General features: G+C 69.7%; 17 protein-coding genes and 1 riboswitch. Of the genes, 9 read left to right on the top strand and 8 right to left on the bottom strand.

The genetic code is table 11. The annotated features are described in order from the left end of the window. Window positions 1-299: 299 nt before the first annotated feature. The 5 genes from FNH05_RS11085 to metG form a co-directional block, all read right to left on the bottom strand. Window positions 300-1307: a methionine ABC transporter ATP-binding protein gene (locus tag FNH05_RS11085; RefSeq protein ID WP_144587265.1), complete on the bottom strand. Its 1008-nt coding sequence runs from the start codon at window positions 1305-1307 to the stop codon at window positions 300-302. Between the two features lie 200 nt (window positions 1308-1507). Further along, window positions 1508-1595: riboswitch (SAM riboswitch) on the bottom strand. 65 nt (window positions 1596-1660) lie between these two features. Then, window positions 1661-2521, bottom strand: a complete 861-nt coding sequence (gene rsmA, locus FNH05_RS11080; RefSeq protein ID WP_144587264.1) for a 16S rRNA (adenine(1518)-N(6)/adenine(1519)-N(6))-dimethyltransferase RsmA — start codon at window positions 2519-2521, stop codon at window positions 1661-1663. Between the two features lie 104 nt (window positions 2522-2625). Next, window positions 2626-4035, bottom strand: a complete 1410-nt coding sequence (locus FNH05_RS11075; RefSeq protein ID WP_144587267.1) for a resuscitation-promoting factor — start codon at window positions 4033-4035, stop codon at window positions 2626-2628. A gap of 266 nt (window positions 4036-4301) precedes the next feature. Then, on the bottom strand, window positions 4302-5135 hold the full coding sequence (locus FNH05_RS11070) for a TatD family hydrolase (RefSeq protein WP_144587263.1): 834 nt from the start codon (window positions 5133-5135) through the stop codon (window positions 4302-4304). After that, the gene (gene metG, locus FNH05_RS11065) at window positions 5125-6918 is read right to left on the bottom strand and encodes a methionine--tRNA ligase (protein ID WP_144587262.1); all 1794 of its coding nucleotides are present in this window, start codon (window positions 6916-6918) and stop codon (window positions 5125-5127) included. Before metG ends, FNH05_RS11070 begins: the two co-directional genes overlap by 11 nt. Window positions 6919-7098: 180 nt before the next feature. On the opposite strand from metG, the gene FNH05_RS11060 reads away from it, so the two are divergent. The 3 genes from FNH05_RS11060 to FNH05_RS11050 all read left to right on the top strand — a co-directional run bounded on the left by FNH05_RS11060 (window position 7099) and on the right by FNH05_RS11050 (window position 10072). Further along, a complete protein-coding gene (locus tag FNH05_RS11060) occupies window positions 7099-7719 on the top strand; it encodes a GH25 family lysozyme (RefSeq protein WP_144587261.1) in 621 nt (206 codons plus the stop codon). Between the two features lie 236 nt (window positions 7720-7955). After that, on the top strand, window positions 7956-8930 hold the full coding sequence (locus tag FNH05_RS11055) for a hypothetical protein (RefSeq protein WP_144587260.1): 975 nt from the start codon (window positions 7956-7958) through the stop codon (window positions 8928-8930). 5 nt (window positions 8931-8935) lie between these two features. Then, window positions 8936-10072, top strand: a complete 1137-nt coding sequence (locus tag FNH05_RS11050) for a peptidase M16 family protein (protein WP_144587259.1) — start codon at window positions 8936-8938, stop codon at window positions 10070-10072. Here the strand turns inward: FNH05_RS11050 and FNH05_RS11045 are convergent. Further along, window positions 10051-10734, bottom strand: a complete 684-nt coding sequence (locus tag FNH05_RS11045; protein WP_144587258.1) for a response regulator — start codon at window positions 10732-10734, stop codon at window positions 10051-10053. The two genes, FNH05_RS11050 and FNH05_RS11045, sit on opposite strands and share 22 nt — an antisense overlap. After that, the gene (locus tag FNH05_RS11040) at window positions 10731-12344 is read right to left on the bottom strand and encodes a sensor histidine kinase (protein ID WP_425458436.1); all 1614 of its coding nucleotides are present in this window, start codon (window positions 12342-12344) and stop codon (window positions 10731-10733) included. Before FNH05_RS11040 ends, FNH05_RS11045 begins: the two co-directional genes overlap by 4 nt. Before the next feature lie 173 nt (window positions 12345-12517). Here FNH05_RS11040 and FNH05_RS11035 point away from each other — a divergent pair, with 173 nt between their 5' ends. The 5 genes from FNH05_RS11035 to FNH05_RS11015 all read left to right on the top strand — a co-directional run bounded on the left by FNH05_RS11035 (window position 12518) and on the right by FNH05_RS11015 (window position 17533). Beyond that, window positions 12518-13324, top strand: a complete 807-nt coding sequence (locus FNH05_RS11035; protein WP_144587257.1) for an ABC transporter ATP-binding protein — start codon at window positions 12518-12520, stop codon at window positions 13322-13324. Beyond that, complete coding sequence (locus FNH05_RS11030) at window positions 13314-14192, top strand: ABC transporter permease (protein WP_144587256.1); 879 nt, start codon at window positions 13314-13316, stop codon at window positions 14190-14192. Before FNH05_RS11035 ends, FNH05_RS11030 begins: the two co-directional genes overlap by 11 nt. A gap of 16 nt (window positions 14193-14208) precedes the next feature. Beyond that, entirely contained in the window at window positions 14209-15258 is a 1050-nt protein-coding gene (locus FNH05_RS11025; protein ID WP_144587255.1) for an ABC transporter substrate-binding protein, read from the top strand. A 236-nt stretch (window positions 15259-15494) separates the two neighbouring features. Then, entirely contained in the window at window positions 15495-16184 is a 690-nt protein-coding gene (locus tag FNH05_RS11020; RefSeq protein WP_144587254.1) for a G1 family glutamic endopeptidase, read from the top strand. 86 nt (window positions 16185-16270) lie between these two features. Then, window positions 16271-17533 (top strand): aminodeoxychorismate synthase component I, encoded by a 1263-nt coding sequence (locus FNH05_RS11015; protein WP_144587253.1) that lies wholly within the window; start codon window positions 16271-16273, stop codon window positions 17531-17533. Here FNH05_RS11015 and rsmI read toward each other — a convergent pair whose 3' ends face one another. Continuing rightward, window positions 17534-18358, bottom strand: coding sequence for a 16S rRNA (cytidine(1402)-2'-O)-methyltransferase (gene rsmI / locus FNH05_RS11010; RefSeq protein WP_144587252.1), 825 nt, complete (start codon window positions 18356-18358; stop codon window positions 17534-17536). A gap of 107 nt (window positions 18359-18465) precedes the next feature. On the opposite strand from rsmI, the gene FNH05_RS11005 reads away from it, so the two are divergent. Next, the coding region (locus FNH05_RS11005; RefSeq protein ID WP_144587251.1) for a dolichyl-phosphate-mannose--protein mannosyltransferase at window positions 18466-19920 on the top strand (1455 nt) is incomplete at its 3' end.

Below are 19920 nucleotides of genomic sequence, written 5' to 3'. Positions count from 1 at the left end.
CGTGCGCACGTGTCCCACCTCAGGCAGGTGTGTCCCACCTTCGTGCCGGTGAGTTGCCCGTTCAGGTGGGGGTGGGTGCCGTGAAGGCCCCCCTCACGGCACCGCGCAGCCCTGCTTGCAGGCGGGTCACCGCGGAGAAAGGCGCCTTCGGTACGGGCCGAACGTGGGACACAACCGCCGGAAGGTGGGACACAAGCGCCGGAGAGTGGGACTCGCCCATGCAAGGACCGACTTTGCCGGGGCCCTGGTCGTATTTGCCGTGAGGGGACCCTCACGGCCGTGCCGGAGGAGCAGGGGGCTCAGGCGGCGACGAGGCGCTTCGGGCCGTCGGCGAGCCGGGTGACGTGGGCGCCGCGGTCGCCGATCCACGCCAGGGCCGCGTCGGCCTGACCGCCGCGCACACCGACCCGGAAGCGCGCCACCGGGGTGTCGCCGACCCGGGTCAGGCCGCCGCCGATGGTGGCGAGCTCGACGTCGAACCGGGTGGAGGCCTCCGGCAGCAGTGCACCGACGGCGGCGAAACCGATCAGCACCACGTCGGCCGTCCGCTCGTAGCCCGCGGTCTGGGCGCGCGGCGTCTCGACGGCGGGCAGCAGGGTGTCGGCGATCCGGCTGTGCGGGGTGGCAAGCAGGTTCAGCAGGGCGCCCGACTCCACGACCTGGCCCGCGTCCAGCACCGCGACCTCGTCGCAGACCCGGCGCACCACACCGGCGTCCTGCGTCGTCAGCAGCACCGTCACCCCGAGTTCGGCACGGGCACGGTCGAGCACGGCGAGCACGCCGCCCGCCTCCTCCGGCGCCACTCCGGCGGTCGGGTCGTCGGCGAGCAGCACGGCGGGCCCGGAGACCAGGGCACGCGCCAGCGCGACCCGGCGCCGCTGCCCGGGGGTCAGCTCACCCGGCCGCTGCGCGGCACGCTGCGTCAGCCCGGCCACGTCGAGCAGCCGTCCGACACGGCTGCGCCGCTGCGGGCCGTCCACCCCGAGCTGTTCGAGCGGAGCGGCCACGTTCCCGGCCGCGGTGCGCTCCTCGTGCAGCACCGGGTTGAGCACCGCCACCTGGCGCCGCACCTCGCGCAGCCTGCGGCCGTCCAGTGCGGCCGTGTTGAGCCCGTCCAGCCGCACCGTCCCGCGGTCCGGCTTTTCCTGCAACGCGATGCAGCGGGCCAGCGTCGACTTCCCCGCCTCGGCGGGACCGAACACGCCGTACAGCGAACCGGCATCGATCTCGAGGCTCACTTCCCGCAGAGCGAGCACCGGAGAGGGATTGCCGGGAAAGGACTTGGTCAGCTTTTCGAGAGTGATCACAACAGGCTCCACAGGACGAGCGCCGGCAAGATCCGGGCGCGAACAGTCGTCAGCACAAGGAACCGTCCATTGTGGACGGTCGGCGAAGGGTGAGCGAATTTCAGCTAGTGAAAACGGTCAGCGACGACATGCGCAGACGCTGCGGCGGCACTCATCGACGACTCGGCGCCTGGTGAGCATTCGCGTGCGATACACAGAATCCTCCATCGATCCTGGCGGTAGCACCTGCCCGGCGGGTGGTTGCTGCGACTTCGGCGAGCCAGGTCTCTCAGTCGCTCGGGATGGATACGTAAAGAGTAGAACGGACGCGACCAGGCAAGCGCAAGCCCCACGGGACAGATCACAGACGAAGGTCACACGGACGGAGGTAAGGCCTCACGTTCCGCGATCCGGGCGAAATCACCGACCGTCAACTGTTCCCCCCGCGTGCCCGGATCGACGCCCGCCGCTTGGAGTAGCGCACCCGCGCGCTCGGCCGAACCGGCCCACGAGGCGAGCGCGGCCCGCAGCGTCTTGCGCCGCTGCGCGAACGCCGCGTCGATCACCGCGAACACGGCCGCCCGATCGGCCGCCGAGACGGGTTCGGCGGCCCGTTCGAAGGCCACCAGCGCGGAATCGACGTTCGGCACGGGCCAGAACACCGAGCGGGGCACCGGGGCGACCTTGCGCGCGTGGCCGTACCAGGCGAGCTTCACGCTCGGCACCCCGTAGATCCGGCTGCCCGGCCCGGCCGCCATCCGGTCCGCGACCTCGGTCTGGACCATGACCAGTGCACTGGCCAACGAGGGCAGCTCGGCCAGCAGGTGCAGCACCACCGGCACGGCCACGTTGTAGGGCAGATTGGCGACCAGGGTGGACGGCGGTACCGGCAGTTCGTCCGCCCGCAGCTTCAGCGCGTCGCGGGTCAGCACGGTCAGGCGCGACGCCGCTTCGGGCGCGTGTTCGGCGGCGGTGGCGGGCAGCCGCCCGGCCAGGACCGGATCGATCTCCACGGCCGACACCCGCGCCCCCGCGGCCAGCAGGCCCAGGGTCAGCGAGCCGAGCCCGGGACCGACCTCCAGTACGGAGTCGCCGGGGCCGACCCCGGCCAGTTCCACGATCCGCCGGACGGTGTTCGGGTCGTGCACGAAGTTCTGGCCGAGCTTCTTGGTCGGCCGCACCTCCAGCTCGGCGGCCAGCCCACGGATCTCGGCGGGCCCGAGCAGCGTAGTCACGCCCGGAACTCTACTGTCAGTTCGATCCGAGCCGACCAGGCCGGTGCCCTCAAGGTGACCTTGAGGGCGTTCATGACCCTGAAGGTCACCTTCAGGGCGCGGGATCAGGCCCGGGCGCCGCAGACCGGCCAGGCGCTGTAGCCGCCGCGCGCGTCGCGCACCTTGGTGGCGATCGCGATCTGCTGCTCGCGGGTGGCCTGGTTCGGGTACTGGGCGTACGCCCCGCCGCCGTAGGCGAGCCAGGTCTGCTGGTCGAACTGGAGACCGCCGTAGTAGCCGTTGCCGGTGTTGATCGCCCAGTTGCCGCCGGACTCGCACGACGCGATGCGGTCCCAGGCCGATCCGTCGCTGACGACGGGCTGCTTGGTGCCGATCCGGATGATCTTCGGCTTGGCGTCGGTCAGCACCTTGACCGAAAGCTGCTCCCGCGCGGTTTCCTTACCGTTCTTCTTCGTGATCCGGTAGGTCACCAGCTGCTTGCCGGGCGCACCCTGGTCGTCCACGACCTGCTTGCCCGCATCCAGCGAAGGATCCTTGACCTGCTGAACCGGCGGGTCGATGTCCTCTTCCTGGTTGATCACCGAAACACCGGTACGGCTGATGTGCACCTCGGCACCATCGGCCAACTTGAACTGCACACCACCATCGACCGCGTCGTCCGGCCCCAGGGCGAGGCTCTGCTCCTTGAGGAACTCCTCCGCCGTGACCGCGGTCGAGGTGACCTGGCGGGGCGCGGAGTCGCCGTCGAAGACGGTGACGTGCTTGAGGGTCTTGACCTCGACGGTGGCGCCGGAAAGCGACAGCTCACCGTCCTGCGGCATCGAGAACCAGGTGCCGGGACCGAAGTGGTTGGCCAGCCCGAGCTGGTCGAGCGCCTGGGCGAGGTTGTTCGCGCGGACCCAGGAGTCGCTCGCGACACCGTCCACCACCAGCGTCAGATGACGACCCCGCTCCAGCTTGATGACACCACCGTCACCCACCGGCGCCTGAGGCGACGGGGACAGCGCATCATGCTCACCGACGGTGAGACCGGCATCCGCCAGCACCTCACCGACCGTCTTGCCAAAGCTGTGCACCGTCTGCGTGTGGCCATCGACATCGACGGTCACGCTCTTGTTCATCGCCAGCGCGGCCGCACCACCACCGGTCAAGCTGATCAGCAGCGCCAGGACCGAGCCGCGGAGGAACCGCCGCTTCCAGGTCTTCACGGCCGAGACCAGAGCCGGCTCAGGCTCCTCCTCGCCTTCGCCGGCCTCGCTGCTCGCCGTGCGGTCCTCGGACACCTCGTCCGGGAGCGCGAGCGTGGGCAGCATCGTCGTTTCGGCGTTGATGAGCCGGATCAACTCGTCGACATCGATCTCGGCTTCGGCCATCAGATCGTCGGCGTCGGGACCCAGCACCGTGCGCACGTCGTGCTCGGTGATGGCGAGGTCGTCGGAGAAGTCCCAGTCGTTGTCCGGACCCGGCCAGTCCAGGGTGCCCACTCCGCCGTGGGAGGACCCGTTCCAGTCCACCGTCTCGTCGAAGCGCGCCTGAGCCTGTCTACTACCAGCAGTCACAGCAGGTCGTTCCCTTTCGCACTAGCGGCCCCGCAGCCTGCGTCATCCCCGAACCCGACCTGCACTGACTCGACTGCGGATGTGTACCGATCGATTAATCGGGCGGTACGATCACGGGACAGTAACGGACGTCACCGGGTTGCGCAAACACCCCCCGGAATCTCGTGGTGTTCGTCACTCCCCCAGCCGGCCTCCCGGCCCCCTCGAATGTCGCAATGCGTTCAACCCAATGTGACGGAAGGGAGTCGAAACACGCGCTCGGCGTTTCGGCAAGCCGCCGAAGCGACCTCTTCCACGGACTGTTCTCGCAGGTCAGCAAGGTAGCGCACGGTATAGGCCGTGCAGTAGGGCTCGTTGGGCCTGCCACGGAACGGATGCGGAGTGAGGAAGGGGGCATCCGTTTCCACGAGAAATTGCTCCGAAGGGACCAACCGGGCCGCCTCCTGCAACGCATGGGCGTTACGGAAGGTCACGGTGCCCGCGAAGGACAGGACATACCCGGCGTCCACGCACTGTCGCGCGATTTCCGCGTCTCCCGAGAAGCAGTGGAACACCACGCGCTCGGGCGCGCCCTCCTCGGCCAGGATCCGGAGCACGTCCTCGTGCGCGTCCCGGTCGTGGATCATCAGCGGCTTGCCCACCCGCTTGGCGAGATCGATGTGCCAGCGGAACGCCTCCTGCTGCGCCGCGGGCGGGGCGTAGTCCCAGTAGTAGTCGAGTCCGGTCTCACCGATGGCCACCACCCGGTCCCGCCGCGCCAGACGTTCTATTTCAGACCGTTCCGGCTCGCCGAAATCCTTGGTGCGCGTGGGATGGATCGCCACCGCCGCGAAGACCCGAGCGTCCCATGTGGAGGCTTCGGCGGCCCACCTCGCGGCGGCGAGATCGTCCGCGACGGTCACCACGCGGTCCACCCCGGCCGCCTGCGCGCGGTCGACCATCGCGGAGACGTCGGCGGCGGTGACCGCACCGCAGGCGTCCAGATGCGTGTGGGCGTCGACCACCGGCGCCGGAAGGCGCTCCGGCACCGGTGGCCGCTCGGCCTTACTGCTCAATGGGCGCCCATTCCGGGCCGGTCTCGCCGAGCTTCGGGTCGAGCTTGGCGAACAGCGGCGTCGGCTTGGCCAGCGGACGGCCCACCTCGATCGGCACCGACTCCCACCGGGCCTGCTCGGCCGCGTAGTCGCCGGTCAGGATCGGGTTGATCCGGCCGGGGATGTCGAGGTCCTCGACGTCGGACAGTTGCGGTTGCGCCGCCCACACCCCGGTGCCGCCCAGCGCCTCGTGCACCTTCTGCGCCGAATGCGGCAGGAACGGGGTGAGCAGCGTGTTCGCGTCCGAGACGACCTGCAGCGCGGTGTGCAGGACCGCGTCCCTGCGGTCCGGGTCGTCCTTCAGCTTCCAGGGCTCCTGGTCCGACAGGTACCGGTTCGCCGCGGTCACCACCCGCATCGCCTCGGACGCGGCCAGCTTGAACCGGGAGCGCTGCAGGTGCCCGCCCGCCGTCTCGAACGCCTTGCGCGACAGCGCCTTGAGCTCCTCGTCGGCGGCGGCGGCCCGGGTCGGGGCCGGGATCGCACCGTTGTTCTTGTGCGCCATCGCGATGGACCGGTTGACCAGGTTGCCCCACTCGTTGGCGAGCTCGAAGTTGGTGCGGCGGACGAACTCGTCCCAGGTGAAGTCGGTGTCCTGGGTCTCGGGACCGGCCACCGAGATGAAGTAGCGCAGGGTGTCCGGACCGAACTCGCGCAGGAAGTCGTGCACGTAGATGACGGTGCCGCGCGAGGTGGAGAACTTGGAGCCGCTCATGGTGAGGAACTCGCTGGAGACGATCTCGTCCGGCAGGTTCAGCGTGCCGTACGGGCCGGCCTCGCCACCCCGGTCACCGGCACCGTTGTGCCCCAGCAGCAGCGCCGGCCAGATCTGGGCGTGGAAGGTGATGTTGTCCTTGCCCATGAAGTAGTAGCCACGGGCGTCGGGGTTGGTCCACCACTGCTGCCAGGCATCGGGCCTGCCGTTGCGGCGCGCCCACTCCACGCTCGCCGAGAAGTAGCCGATCACCGCGTCGAACCAGACGTAGAACCGCTTGAGCGGCTGGTCACGCCAGCCGTCGAGCGGGATCTTCACACCCCAGTCGAGGTCGCGGGTGATCGGCCGGGGCCGCATGTCCTCCACCAGGTTCTGGGTGAACTTGAGGACGTTGGGCCGCCAGTCGGTGCGGGTGGTCAGCCACTTGCCGAGGGTTTCGGTGAACGCGGGCAGGTCCAGGAACAGGTGCTCGGTCTCGACGAACTTCGGCGTCTCGCCGTTGATCCGCGAGTGCGGGTTGATCAGATCGGCCGGGTCGAGCTGGTTGCCGCAGTTGTCGCACTGGTCGCCGCGGGCACCGTCGTAACCGCAGATGGGGCAGGTGCCCTCGATGTAGCGGTCGGGCAGGGTGCGGCCGGTGGACGGGCTGATGGCGCCCGTCCCGGTCTTCGACACGACGTAGCCGTTGCGGTACAGCGCGAGGAAGATCTGCTGCGTCACCTCGGCGTGGTTGCCGGTGGTGGTGCGGGTGAACAGGTCGTAGGACAGGCCCAGCCCCTGCAGGTCCTGCGCGATCTGGCGGGTGTACTTGTCCGCCGTCTGCTGCGGGGTCAGCCCTTCCTTGTCCGCCTGGACGGTGATGGGGGTGCCGTGCTCGTCCGTACCGGACACCATGAGCACCTGGTTGCCGGCCATTCGCTGGTAGCGCGAGAAGACGTCGGACGGGACGCCGAAGCCGGAAACATGGCCGATGTGGCGGGGGCCGTTGGCATAGGGCCAGGCCACCGCCGTCAACACTGGGGTGCTCATGCTTTATTAGCCTACGGGGGCTGTCAGGCACGTTCTTGAGCGGTGCAGGTGTCGGGCGTTGCCCGCCGCCCCGCCGTCCCCCCAGGTGGTGAACGGCGCGCGGTCGCGCGTCAATCCTGCGTCCGGGGCCATTCCCACCTAGAGTGACGCGACGACGTCACGGAGAGTGCGGGGGGTGGAATGACCGAGGACGGTACCGAGCGCGGCATCAACCTGTCGCTGCACGCGACCGTGGCCGACTGGGCCGCGGTCCGGGCCGCCGACGTCAGCTTCGCCTCGATCACCGTCACCGAAAACGTCAACTGGAGCGACACCGGAGCCTGGCGACAGATCGAGGCGGCACAGGGAGCGGGTCTCCGCACCGGCATCCGGCACTACGCGCGGCCGGGGGCCGCCGCCGACCAGGCCGAGCACTGTGTCCGGCTGGGCAAGCAGCTCGGCGTGTTCGGGCCCGGCTCACTCGCGCCCGCGCTGGACGTCGAGGCGGTCGGGACCCAGCCCGGGGGCGACCGGTTCATCAGGACCTGGATCAGGACGTTGCGGCACGCCGCCGGAATCCGCCGGGTGCTGGTCTACGCCCCCCACGAGCAGTGGCTGAACACCCTCCGGCCCGCGAAATGGGCCGACCAGGACGTGGTGCTGTGGGTGTGCAGGCACAACGGGATTCCGGGCAGGCCCGGCTGGTTCCATCCCCGGCTCGGGGTGCACCAGCACGGCCCCGGCGAAGCCTCGGGACTGCACGGCCCGATCGGCCTGGACGCCCTCGTCTACCCCTTCACCCTCGCCGACCTCCTCCTCTAGAACCCGCGTCCCACGCTCGCGATCGCGGAGGTGGAGACAACCGGCGGAAAATGGAACATAAGGAACAAAAGGCGCGGACCAAACCGTCGATCATCGATCCGCTGGGGGCGCGGGGTACTGTACCGCCGTCGGCCGGATCACTCGCGCTTCTTTCGAGTCGGCGCCGAACATTTTTCCGGCTTCCCTTTCCGCGGGCCGCCGATTCCTGGCTTCATTCGAGAGAAGGACGAGGGTGCATGGCACGCCGCACCTTGGCAACCGAACCCCTGCCCGCGCCGGTTTTCACCGTGGACGTGGCCTATCCCGAGGTCTCGCACTGGCGCGGGCTGGTCGAGGCCGGTGATTGGGCCGCGCTCGCCGAAGCGCTGCACGGCCTTGCCGACGCGAACGACCGCGCTTTCGCGGTCGCCACCGTGGGAGATTTTCCGAATTCGGAGAATCTGTTCCGGGAAATCGCCTTCCGGCACCCCGCCGACACCCTTTCCCGGGTTTTGCTCGCGTGGCGCCACATCAATATCGGCTCGGCGGCCCGAACCGCGGCCCGTGCCCGCCACGTGAGCACCGCGCAGTTCGCGGTCTTCCACGACCACCTCCGCCAGGCCGAGCAACTGCTGATCGACGTGACCGCCCGCGAGCCGGAGAACTACCTGGCCTGGGCCGCGCGGCTCCCCACGGCCATGGGCCTGGAGCTGGGGCAGAGCGAGGCGCGCCGCCGCTACGCGCGGCTCGCCGAGCACCAGCCGAACCTGCTCGCCGCCCAGCGTTCCCTGCTCCAGCAGTTGTGCCCGAAATGGGGAGGTTCGTGGGAGGACGTCCAGTCGTTCACCCGGCAATCCGTCGGTGCCGCACCGCCGGGCAGCCCGACCGGGGTGCTGATCGCCGAATGGCACCTGGAACGCTGGCTCGAATTCCGGGACGGGGGTGACGGCGAGCGGCAGGGGCCGGCCTACCTCCGGCAACCCGAGGTGCACCAGGAGATCGTGGACGCGGCCGCGTGGTCGGTCCTCAATCCCGCCTTCGAACGGCGGCTCGGCTGGGTCTCGCTGCACAACACGTTCGCCGCCGCGTTCAGCCTGATCGGCGACCTTCCCCGGGCCGCCGAGCACTTCCGGGCGGTGGGCAACCTGGCGTCCCGGTGGCCGTGGGCCTACTTCGGCGACCCGGCGGCCGCATTCGAACGGCATCGCGCGGCCGCACTGGCGAAGGGCTGAGGAACATGATCGAGCAGATCGAGATCGACGGGGTCCAGGCCGTCTTCGTCAAACGGTCCGGTCCCACCCGGGCCGGCCTGCAGTTCCGGGTCGGCCGCGCCGACGAGCGGCTGTCCACCAGCGGCATCACGCATATGGTCGAGCATCTGGCGCTGCACCGGTTCGGGCTCACCGAATACCACTCGAACGGACTGACCAGCGCCGTGGCCACGCAGTTCTTCGCGACGGGTTCGGACAGCGAGATCAGCACCTTCCTCCACGGCGTGTGCACCGGGCTGGCCGATCTCCCGCTGGACCGGTTGGAGACGGAACGGGCGATCCTGCGCACGGAAGGTGCCGCGCGGGCCTCCGGTGCGCTCGACAGGCTCGCCCGGATCCGTTACGGCGCGCAGGGATACGGCCTGACCGGGTACCCGGAGTACGGCGTGGGCCGCATCTCGGCCGAGGACGTCCGCTCCTGGGCGGAGTCGTGGTTCACCAGGCAGAACGCGGTTCTGTGGATCGCCGGCGAGCGGGTGCCGGCCGAGCTGGACCTGCCGCTGCCCGAGGGGGCGCGGCGCCCCGCGCCGGAACCGCGGCCGGTGGTGGCCTCCGCCGGGTACATCGAGTCCGGTACGGGCCGGGTGTTCGTCGAGTCGGTGATCCGGCGCGGCATGGCCGGCCGCCTGCTGGCCCTGCTGCTGGAGCGGGAACTGTTCCGCAGCCTGCGTCAAGAAGGCGGTTACTCCTACACGGCGACCGCCTCCTATTCGGTGTGGGGCCGGGATTCCGCGACGCTCACGGCTCTCGCCGACGCGCTGCCGGAGCAACAGGACGCCGTCCTTGCCCGCCCGGGCGCCCGAAGCCATTCCGCGGCGCCCCGTCGTGGCCGCGCCGGTGACGGTGAACACCGCGACCGCACCCGGCAAGGTCAAGCGGATGCTGTCCGGCACACTGGCCGTCGCGCTGGTCCTCCTCGCACTCCTGTCCACCATCGGCATGGTGCAGGATCCGAGTTTGGGCGAGGACGACGGCTGGCTCGGCACCGGCATCCTCTGGTGCCTCGCCCTGGTCGCCACGCTCGCCTTCGTGCGCGTACGCCTGCCCCGACGAAGGCCGTAAGGGGATCTCTCACGGCCCCTCACGACACTGCCTTCGGCTGACGGGCGGGGGAACGCCAGGTGTACTCGTGTTCGGGGCGGCCGGTGGCGCCGTAGCGCAGGCGCATCTCCACCGCGCCTGCCTCGGCGAGCGCGGTCAGGTAGCGCTGGGCGGTCGCGCGCGCGACGCCGAGTTCCCCCGCGATCTCGGCCGCCGACAACGGCCGCGCCGCCCGGCGCAGGTGTTCGGACACCAGCCGCGCGGTCGCACTCGACTGCCCCTTCGCGGCCACGGCCCGGTCCTGCTCGTGGAGGGTCCGAAAGAGACGGTCGACGTCGGACTGGGCGAGGTTGCGTTCCTCGGCCACCAGCCTGCGGTATCGCGCATACCCGTTCAGCCGTTCGGCGAACTGCCGGGTGGAAAACGGCTTGATCAGGTAGTTCAGTGCCCCGGCACGGAGCGCGGCCCGGATCGACCGGGTGTCCGCCGCCGCGGACAGGATGATCGTGTCCACCGGCAGTTCGGTGAGCAGGCTCAGCCCGGACTCGTCCGGCAGGTACACGTCCAGCAGGACCAGATCCGGTGCCAGCTCACGCACCCGCGCCCTGGCCTCGGCCGCGGTGTGCGCGATCCCCGCCACGGCGAATCCCGGCACCTCCTCGACGAAACCGGCGTGCACCCCGGCGACCCGGAAGTCGTCGTCCACGATGAGTGTGCGAATCACGAGTTTCCTCCCTGGTCCAACAGTCCCGGCAAGGCCGCGACGAACAGCGCGCCCCACTCCGCACCGCCGGGATCGGCGAGCCACACGTCACCGCCGCGGACGCGGGCCGCCTGCCTGGCCAGCGCCAGCCCGAGCCCGTGGCCCGGCGCGAGCTTGGTCGACACGCCCTCGTCGAACAGCGTCTCGCGCAGTTCCCCGCTCACCCCGGACCCGCTGTCCACAACGGACACATGCAGGCTGGTTCCCTCCTCCAGCAGGGCGATCTCGGCCGAGGCGGGCCGTCGAGGCCCCATCCTGGCCGCGTGCAGGGCGTTGTCCAGCAGGTTGCCGACGACGGTGCTCACCGTGATCGGGTCGCTCACCGGGCTGGCCACGTACGAATCGTCGGACAGACACAGGGTCACGCCCTTCTCCCCGGCCTGTTCGATCTTCGCCGCGAGCAGCGCCTGAAGGTAGGGGTCCGCCACCGATTCGCCGATCGTGGCGGGAAGCGCGATCGCGGTCTCCGTCAGCGTCTGCAGGTACTCGACCGCCTCGCCGTGGTGCCCCAGCTGCAACAACCCCGACAGCGTGTGGAGGCGGTTGCTGAACTCGTGCCGCTGGGCCCGCAGACCGTCCGAAAGGGACCGGACCGCGTCGAGCTCCCGGGTCAGTGCGTCGAGATCCGTGCGGTCCCGCAGGGTCAGCACGGTGCCGAGATCACGGTCGTCCCGGCGCACCGCTCGCGAGTTCACCACGAGCACCCGGTTCCCCGCCACGGCGAGGAGATTGTCCACGGGTTGCCGCTCCTCGACCGCCTTGCCGAGCCTGGGGGAAAGGTCCAATCCGGACACTGGCGCCCCCACCGGGAGCGGCTTTCCCAGCAGGCGCTCGGCTTCGTCGTTCCGCGCCGAAACCCGGCCCGCCGCGTCCACCGCGAGCATGCCCTCACCGATGCCGTGCAACACGGCCTCCCGCTCGTACAGCAGTTCGGTCAGCTCGTGCGGTTCGAGACCATGGGTGAGCCGGTTCAACCGGCGTGTCAGCAGGGCCGAGGCCCCCACGCCCAGTGCCAGCGCGCCCGCCGCGAACACCAGGCTGATCGTGATCAGCCGCACCAGTTCCCCGACCGGCGCACCGATCTCGTAGCCGACGCTCACCTCGCCAACGACCTGCCCGCCGACCGCACGGATGGGCGTCTTGCTGCGCACGGACAGGCCGAGGGTGCCCTTCTGCACCGAGCTGACCACCTCCCGGCCGCCCAGCGCCGCCGAGGCATCGGTGCTGACCCGTTTGCCGACGGCGGCGGGATCGGGGTGCGCGAGCCGGATGCCGTGGTCGTCGGTGATCACCACGAACAGCGCGCCGGTCTGGTCGGTGACGGCCCGGACCCGCTGCTCCAGATCATCGCCCGGGTGCCGGTCCGCCGCGTTCGCCACCACGACGGGATCGCTGGAAACGGCCCGGGCGATCGCGAGTGCCCGCTGCCCGTACTGGTCCCGCAGCGTCCCCCACAGCAGCCAGCTCACCAGCGCGAGCCCGATGACGAGCACCAGCACCACGACCCCGGTCTGCAGGATCAGGATCTGGCGCGAAAACCGCATGCGGCGGAAGACACCCGTGTCTGCCATGCGGGGAACGGTACCCCCCGGATCCCGGCCCGCAAGGACCCGAGCAAAACGAGCTAAACGTGAAGAACGAACAGCACCCAAGCAGAACGCGGACAAGCTTCCCGGCCGCCGGGGCGGCTCTTAATGTCCCTCGCACCCCCTGATCAGCGCACGAGTGACGAAGGAGTCACCCGATGTCCCCACCACTGATCGAACTGATCGGTGCCACCAAGAGGTTCCCGAGCGGAACCGGTTCGGTGCACACCGCGGTTTCCGACCTCACCCTGGCGGTGCGCCCGGGCGAGTTCGTCGCGGTCGTCGGTCCCACCGGCTGCGGCAAGTCGACCACCCTGTCCCTGGTCTCCGGACTGCAACCGCCTTCGGCGGGCCAGGTCCGCGTGCACGGCAGGCCCGTCGAGTCCATTCCGGACGGTGTGGGCTACATGTTCCAGACCGACGCCGTGATGCCGTGGCGCTCGGTGCTCGACAACGTCGCCTCCGGACCGAGGTTCCGTGGCGTGCCCAAGGCCGAGGCTCGGGAGCAGGCCGCCGACTGGATCTCCAGGGTCGGCCTCGCCGGGTTCGAAAAGTACTATCCGCACCAGCTTTCCGGAGGCATGCGCAAACGCGTCGCGCTCGCGCAGACCCTCGTCACCAGCCCGCGGATCCTGTTGATGGATGAACCGTTCTCCGCGCTCGACGTGCAGACCCGCGCCCTGATGCAGGACGAGCTGCTGCGGCTGTGGTCGGGGACCGGCGCCGCGGTGATCTTCGTGACCCACGACCTGGAGGAGGCCGTCGCGCTGGCCGACCGGGTCGTGGTGCTGACCGCGAGTCCCGCCACCGTCAAGGACGTCTTCGACGTCGGTCTGCCCCGGCCGCGAAGGGTCGAAGAACTCCGGCTCACCGAAGAGTTCCTCGCGATCTACCGCGAGGTGTGGGAATCATTGCGCACCGAGGTGGAGAAGTCCCGTGCGGGAGGTCGCACCGATGTCGCTTGACACCGAGGTTTCCCCTGCCGTCGGCACCGAGGAAACCGAACAGCGGATTCTCGACGCGCAGCGCGCCGCGCACCGGCGCCGCCGGATCAACACCTGGCTGCTGCGCCTGGCGATCGTGGTGGCCTGGCTCGGCAGCTGGGAACTCGCCGCGACCCTGTGGATCGACCCGTTCCTGTACTCCAAACCGTCGAACATCTGGCACCGGCTGGTCGGCTGGTTCACCACCGGCACCGACTTCGGCTCGATCTGGTACCAGATCTGGGTGACCGTCGAAGAGGCCGTGCTCGGCTTCGCGCTCGGCGCGGTGGCCGGGGTGGTGCTCGGCGTGATCCTCGGCCGCAGCCAGTACCTGGCCGACGTGCTCGCCCCGTTCATCAAGGCGGCCAACGCGGTGCCGCGCATCGTGCTCGCCGCGCTGTTCCTGCTCTGGTTCGGGCTCGGCCTGCCGTCCAAAGTGGCCACCGTGTTCGTGCTGGTGTTCTTCGCGGTGTTCTTCAACGCCTTCACCGGCGCCCGCGAGGTCGACCGCAACCTGATCGACAACGCGCGGATCCTCGGCGCGAGCAGGTTGCAGGTGCTCTGGTCCATCGTGCTGCCCAGCGCCACATCGTGGATCCTGTCCTCGCTGCACACCGCGTTCGGCTTCGCCCTCATCGGCGCGGTCGTCGGGGAGTACACCGGAGCCAAGGCAGGCATGGGTTTCCTCATCGCCAACGCGCAGGGCACCTTCGATTCGGCGGGCATCTACGCCGGGATGATCGTGATCACCGTCGTCGCCCTGCTCGCCGAATGGGGCATCGGGCATCTGGAAAACCGGCTCCTGCGCTGGCGTCCCTCCGTTTCCCGTCAGACCGCTTCCGGGCTGTGAAAGGATCGAAGAATCAATGAGGATTTCGAAGATCGCCACCGGCGTGCTCGCGCTCGCCATGGTCGTCACCGGGACGACCGCCTGCCAGAGTTCGCCCGGGGTCAGCCAGGGCGCCAACGGCAGGCCGCACGTCACGATCATGGTCGGGGGCCTGGAGAAGGTGATCTACCTTCCGGCGATGCTGACCCAGCAGCTCGGCGGTTTCGAAAAGGAAGGCCTCGACGTCGACCTGCAGAGCGAACAGTCGGGGGCGAACGCGGAAACCGCACTGGTGGCGGGCCAGGTGCAGGGCGTGGTCGGGTTCTACGACCACACGATCGACCTGCAGGCGAAGAACCAGTGCATCACCAGCGTGGTGCAGCTGGCCAACATCCCGGGTGAAGCGGTGGTGGTCGGCACCGCCAACGCCGACAAGATCCGCGGCGCGGCGGACTTCCGCGGCAGGAAGATGGGCATCACCTCGCTCGGTTCGTCCACCGACTTCCTCACCAAGGCACTGGCGGGCAAGGCCGGAGTCGGTGCCGAGGAGTTCACGCCGGTCAAGGTGGGCGCCGGGCAGACCTTCATCGCCGCCGTCGACAACGGCGGGATCGACGCGGGCATGACCACCGACCCGACCATCGCGACGCTGGTCAATTCGGGCAAGGCCAAGGTGCTCTACGACCTGCGCACCGCCGAGGGCACCCGGTCCGCCCTCGGCGGGCTGTACCCGGCGAGCTCCCTGTACCTCAACTGCGACTTCGTGCAGAAGAACCGCGACGTGGTGCAGAAGCTCGCCAACGCGTTCGTGGCCACGCTGCACTGGATCGCCACGCACTCTCCCGAGGAGATCGCGGCGAAGATGCCCGCCTCCTACAGCGGCGGGAACCAGGCGCTGTACGTCCAGTCCATAAAGGACAGTATCGGGATGTTCAACGCCGACGGCCGGATGGACGCCGACGGCGCCAAGAACGTGCTGAACGTGCTCGCCGGATTCTCGAAGAACGTGCAGCCGCGCAAGGACTCGATCGATCTGTCGAAGACCTACACCACCCAGTTCGTCGACGCGGTGCCGAAGCAGGGCTGACCCCGCCGCAGGGGACCGCGTATCGCCGTGAAGGGTCCCTTCACAGTCGATTCGACTGTGAAGGGACCCTTCACGGCTCACATCGAGGCGCACCGCTTTACCTGGACTTGACCTGGGGTTGGGGGTGTTTTTTGCGCCAAAAGTAGCTACTCGTGAGGAATTTTCATCTTGATACTTACCGGCGGTGCACTTCCGATCACGCACTGGTCCCCACCGTCGAACCGATTGGATCCGCCATGAAACGCCTCGCTCAGGGTGCGAGCCTGTTCTCCGTTCTCGCCGTCGCCTCCGCCGCCCTCACCGGAACCGCCACCGCCACCGGCCCCGTCTTCGGCGCCCACAACTTCTCGGGCGGGAACTGGGGCGGCTACGTGAGTTTCGGCAGCTTCACCACGGCCACGGCGAGCTGGGTCGAACCCTCGGTGACCTGCAACTCGACCAACGATCTCTTCGCCCCCTGGGTCGGCATCGACGGCGACGGGTCCTCGACGGTGGAGCAGACCGGCGTGGCCACCGACTGTTCGAGCGGCTCCCCGGTGTACCAGGCGTGGTACGAGATGTATCCGGCCGCCCCGGTGTACTACAGCAACGCGGTGAGCGCGGGCGACCACATCACCGCGACCGTCACCCGTACCGGCACCAACACCTACCAGCTGACCATCAGCGACACCACCAAGGGCTGGTCGAAGAGCGTCTCGAAGTCGCTGACCTCGCAGCACTCCTCGGCTGAGGCGATCATCGAATCGCCCACCGACTCCTACCCCGACATCAACGGCGGCATCCAGTTCACCGGGGTGAAGTTCAACGGCACCAACCTGGCCTCCACCAACCCGTCCGGCCTCGACGCGGACGACCAGGGCATCTACACCTGGAGCCCGAGTTCGATCGCCAGCGACGGCACCGACTTCACCATGAACCGCAACTGACCGCGGGCCTGCGGGATCCCCGTGTGGCCTCGGTGACTTCCCGGGGGTCCCGCAGCAGGCCCGGGCCACAATGAACCGTGCGGTTGGTGACGAGACGACTCAAGGGTGAGCGGGCGGCCGGCGAGGTGCTCGAACTGCTCGACGAACGCGCCCACGCACTGGGGGTGGGCACGGCCGCCGCGCTCTGCGGGGACTGGTTCGGTTCACGGGCCGTGCTGGCCCCCGCCGTCCGCGCGGTCCCCGCCGCGGACCCCTTCGCCCCACTGCGCCCCATGGGCGAGGTGCGCGGCGCGATGCCGGGGGCGGTCGGCGGCGGCTGGTTCGGCTGCCTTTCCTACGACCTGGCCGATCCGTCCGGGCGCTCCACCGGGATTCCACACGCGGTGTGGGGCTGGGCCGGTCACGTACTGCGCCAGGACCATGACGACCAGTGGTGGTTCGAAGCGCTGGTACCCGACGAGGAACCCGATCCCGACGCTCTGCGCGCGGAGTTCGAAGACCTGCTGACCCGCCCGGCGCCGACGTCCGGCTGGACGCCGGTCACGCTCGACAGGCCGTTGCCGCACCACGACGCGGTCAAGGCCTGCGTCCACGCGATCGAGGCCGGGGAACTGTTCCAGGCCAACATCTGCACCCGGTTCACCGGCGAGTTCCGCGGCTCTCCTGCCGCGCTGTTCGCCGAGGGTGTCCGGACGCTCGCTCCCAGCCGGGCCGCCTGCCTCTCCGGGGACTGGGGCGCGGTCGTCTCGTTTTCCCCGGAGCTTTTCCTGTCCCGCCACGGCAACCGGGTGCGGTCGGTCCCGATCAAGGGCACCCTGCCCCGGCGCGGCCCGGAAGACGACGAGCTGCGGCAGCGCCTTCGCAGGTCCGCGAAGGACGTCGCGGAGAACGTGATGATCACCGACCTGGTCCGCAACGACCTCGGCCGGGTCTGCACCGTGGGCAGCGTGCGGGTACCGGACCTGCTCACCGTCCGCCCCGCGCCCGGGGTCTGGCATCTGGAATCCACGGTGGAGGGTGAGCTGGCCGCGGGCCGGACCGACGAGGACCTGCTGCGGGCCGCCTTCCCGCCCGGCTCGGTCACCGGTGCGCCGAAGATCCGCGCGCTCGACCTCATCGCCGAACTCGAACCCGCCGCCCGCGGCGTGTACACCGGCGCCGTCGGCCTCGTCTCGCCCGTCGCGGGCCTGGAACTCAACGTCGCGATCCGCACCCTCGAGATCCGGGACGGCCGAGTCGCCCTCGGCGTCGGCGGCGGCATCACCGCCGACTCGGATCCGGAACGGGAATGGCAGGAGTGCCTGCACAAGGCCGCCCCGCTGGAGGCCCTGCTGGCCCGCGGACGATGATCAGCCCCGCCGCGCGGCGAGCACGGCGTCGTACAGCTCCTTCTTCGACACCCCGGCCTCTACCGCGACCTCGGCCGCGGCGGACTTGAGCCGCTCCCCGGCCTCGACCCGGGCGGCCACCTCGGCGACCAGGTCCCCGACGCTCACCTCGCGCCGCTGCGCGCCCTCGAGGACGACGGTGATTTCGCCGCGCACCCCGTCCCCGGCCCACGCGGCCAGTTCGCCCAGAGTGCCCCGCTTGACCTCCTCGTAGGTCTTGGTGAGTTCCCGGCACACCGCGGCACGACGCTCACCCAGCGCCTGTGCGGCCTCGCCGAGCGTGGCGGCCAAGCGGTGCGGGGATTCGAAGAAGACCACGGTCCGCGGCTCGGTGGCCAGTTGCGCGAACCACCTCGCCTTCTCCCCCGGTTTGCGGGGGGCGAAGCCCTCGAAGCAGAACCGGTCGCTGGGCAGGCCGGAAACGGCGAGCGCGGTGGTGACCGCGGACGGTCCCGGCAGACAGGTGACGGGCAGGTCCTCGGTCACGCAGGCCGCGACGAGGCGGTACCCCGGATCCGACACGCTCGGCATGCCCGCGTCGGTCACCAGCAGCACGGTTTCGCCCGCGTGCAGGGCTTCGAGCAGCTTCGGCAGCCGGGCCGTCTCGACGTCCTCGTAGAAACTGACCACGCGGCCACGCGGAGTGACGTCGAGGGCCGCGGCGAGCGCGCGCAGCCTCCTGGTGTCCTCGGCGGCGATGACATCGGCCTCGGCCAATGCGGTGACCAGGCGCGGTGAGGCGTCGCGCGAGTCCCCGAGCGGGGTCGCGGCGAGGACGAGCGGCATGCACTCACCCTAAAGTGCCCGCTTCGTCGTGACACGTTCGCGCCCACCCGTCCGGATCGCCCCAGGTTGGCGCGGAACTCACCGCCTCCCCCCTAGGATCAGTCAGCGTGACCGCCCTGCTGACCCGCCCACACGATCCGGTGAAGGCACCTCCTCCGCCGACGGACCGCGAGGCCACCCTGCTCGGCCGCCCGATGCCGACCGACCGGCTCCGCGGCTGGCTGGTCACGCTCGCACTCGGCCTGCTCGGGGCCATCACCCGGTTCCAGAACCTGGGGTTCCCCACCGACAAGGGAACCCCGGTCTTCGACGAGAAGCACTACGTGCCCCAGGCGTGGCAGATGCTGCGCAACGGCTGGTTCGAGGACAACGCCGGCTACGAACTGGTCGTCCACCCGCCGCTGGCCAAGCAGCTGATCGCGCTCGGCGAGTGGGCGTTCGGCTACAACGGCTGGGGCTGGCGGTTCAGCTCGGCGGTGGCGGGCACGATCATCGTGGTGCTGACCGTGCGGGCCGCCCGCAGGCTCACCCGCTCCACCCTGCTCGGCGGGATCGCGGGCATCCTGGTGGTCTGCGACGGGGTGCTGTTCATCCAGTCCCGCATGGGGATGCTGGACATCTTCATCGCGCTGTTCACCCTGGCCGCGTTCACCTGCCTGCTGAAGGACCGGGATCAGGTGCGGGAGCGGCTCGCGGTCGCGGTGCGCGAGGGCTGGGCCGACGAGTCGCCGTGGGGGCCGCGGCTGGGCTTCCGGTGGTGGCGGTTCGCGACCGGCGTGTTCGTGGGGCTCACCTTCGCGATCAAATGGTCCGGCCTGTACTACATGGCGTTCTTCGGGCTGCTGATCGTCTTCCTCGACGTGGCCGCCCGCCGGGCCGCCGGGGTTCCGCGCCCGTGGCTGGGCACACTCCGGCGTGACGTGGCCCCGGCGCTGTGGGCGCTGGTCGCCCTCCCGGCCCTGATGTACCTGGCCAGCTGGTGGGCCTGGTTCGCCAGCGAATCGGCGACCGACCGGCACTACACCGAGATCAAGGACATCTCACCCGGCTTCTGGGGCTGGGTGCCGCCGGCACTGCGTTCGCTCGGCGACTACTCGATGAACGTGCTGCACTTCCACGAAACCCTGGTCACGCCCAAGAACGACCCCCATCCCTGGGAGTCGAAGCCGTGGACCTGGCCGATGGGGCTGCGGCCGATGCTCTACTACTACGAGTCCGGCTCCAGCGCCTGCGGCACCAACGACTGCGTGCAGGCCACCATGCTGATCGGCACCCCGGCCACCTGGTGGCTGGCCTTCCCGATGCTCGGCTGGGGCCTGTGGCGCTGGCTGTTCCGCTTCGACTGGCGCTATGCGGTGGTGCTGGTCGGGTACTTCGCGGGTTACCTGCCCTGGTTCACCAATATCAACCGGCAGATGTACTACTTCTACGCGACCCCGCTGGCGCCCTTCCTGGCGCTCGGGCTGACGCTGGTGCTCGGCCAGATCCTCGGCAGTGCGCGGCGCGGGTTCGAACGGCGCGGAACCGGCCTGCTCGTGGTGTCGCTGTACGTGGGCCTGGTG

Source organism: Amycolatopsis rhizosphaerae (assembly GCF_007713715.1).
GTDB classification, from domain to species: domain Bacteria; phylum Actinomycetota; class Actinomycetes; order Mycobacteriales; family Pseudonocardiaceae; genus Amycolatopsis_E; species Amycolatopsis_E rhizosphaerae.
This window is presented reverse-complemented; position numbering and strand designations above follow the sequence as displayed.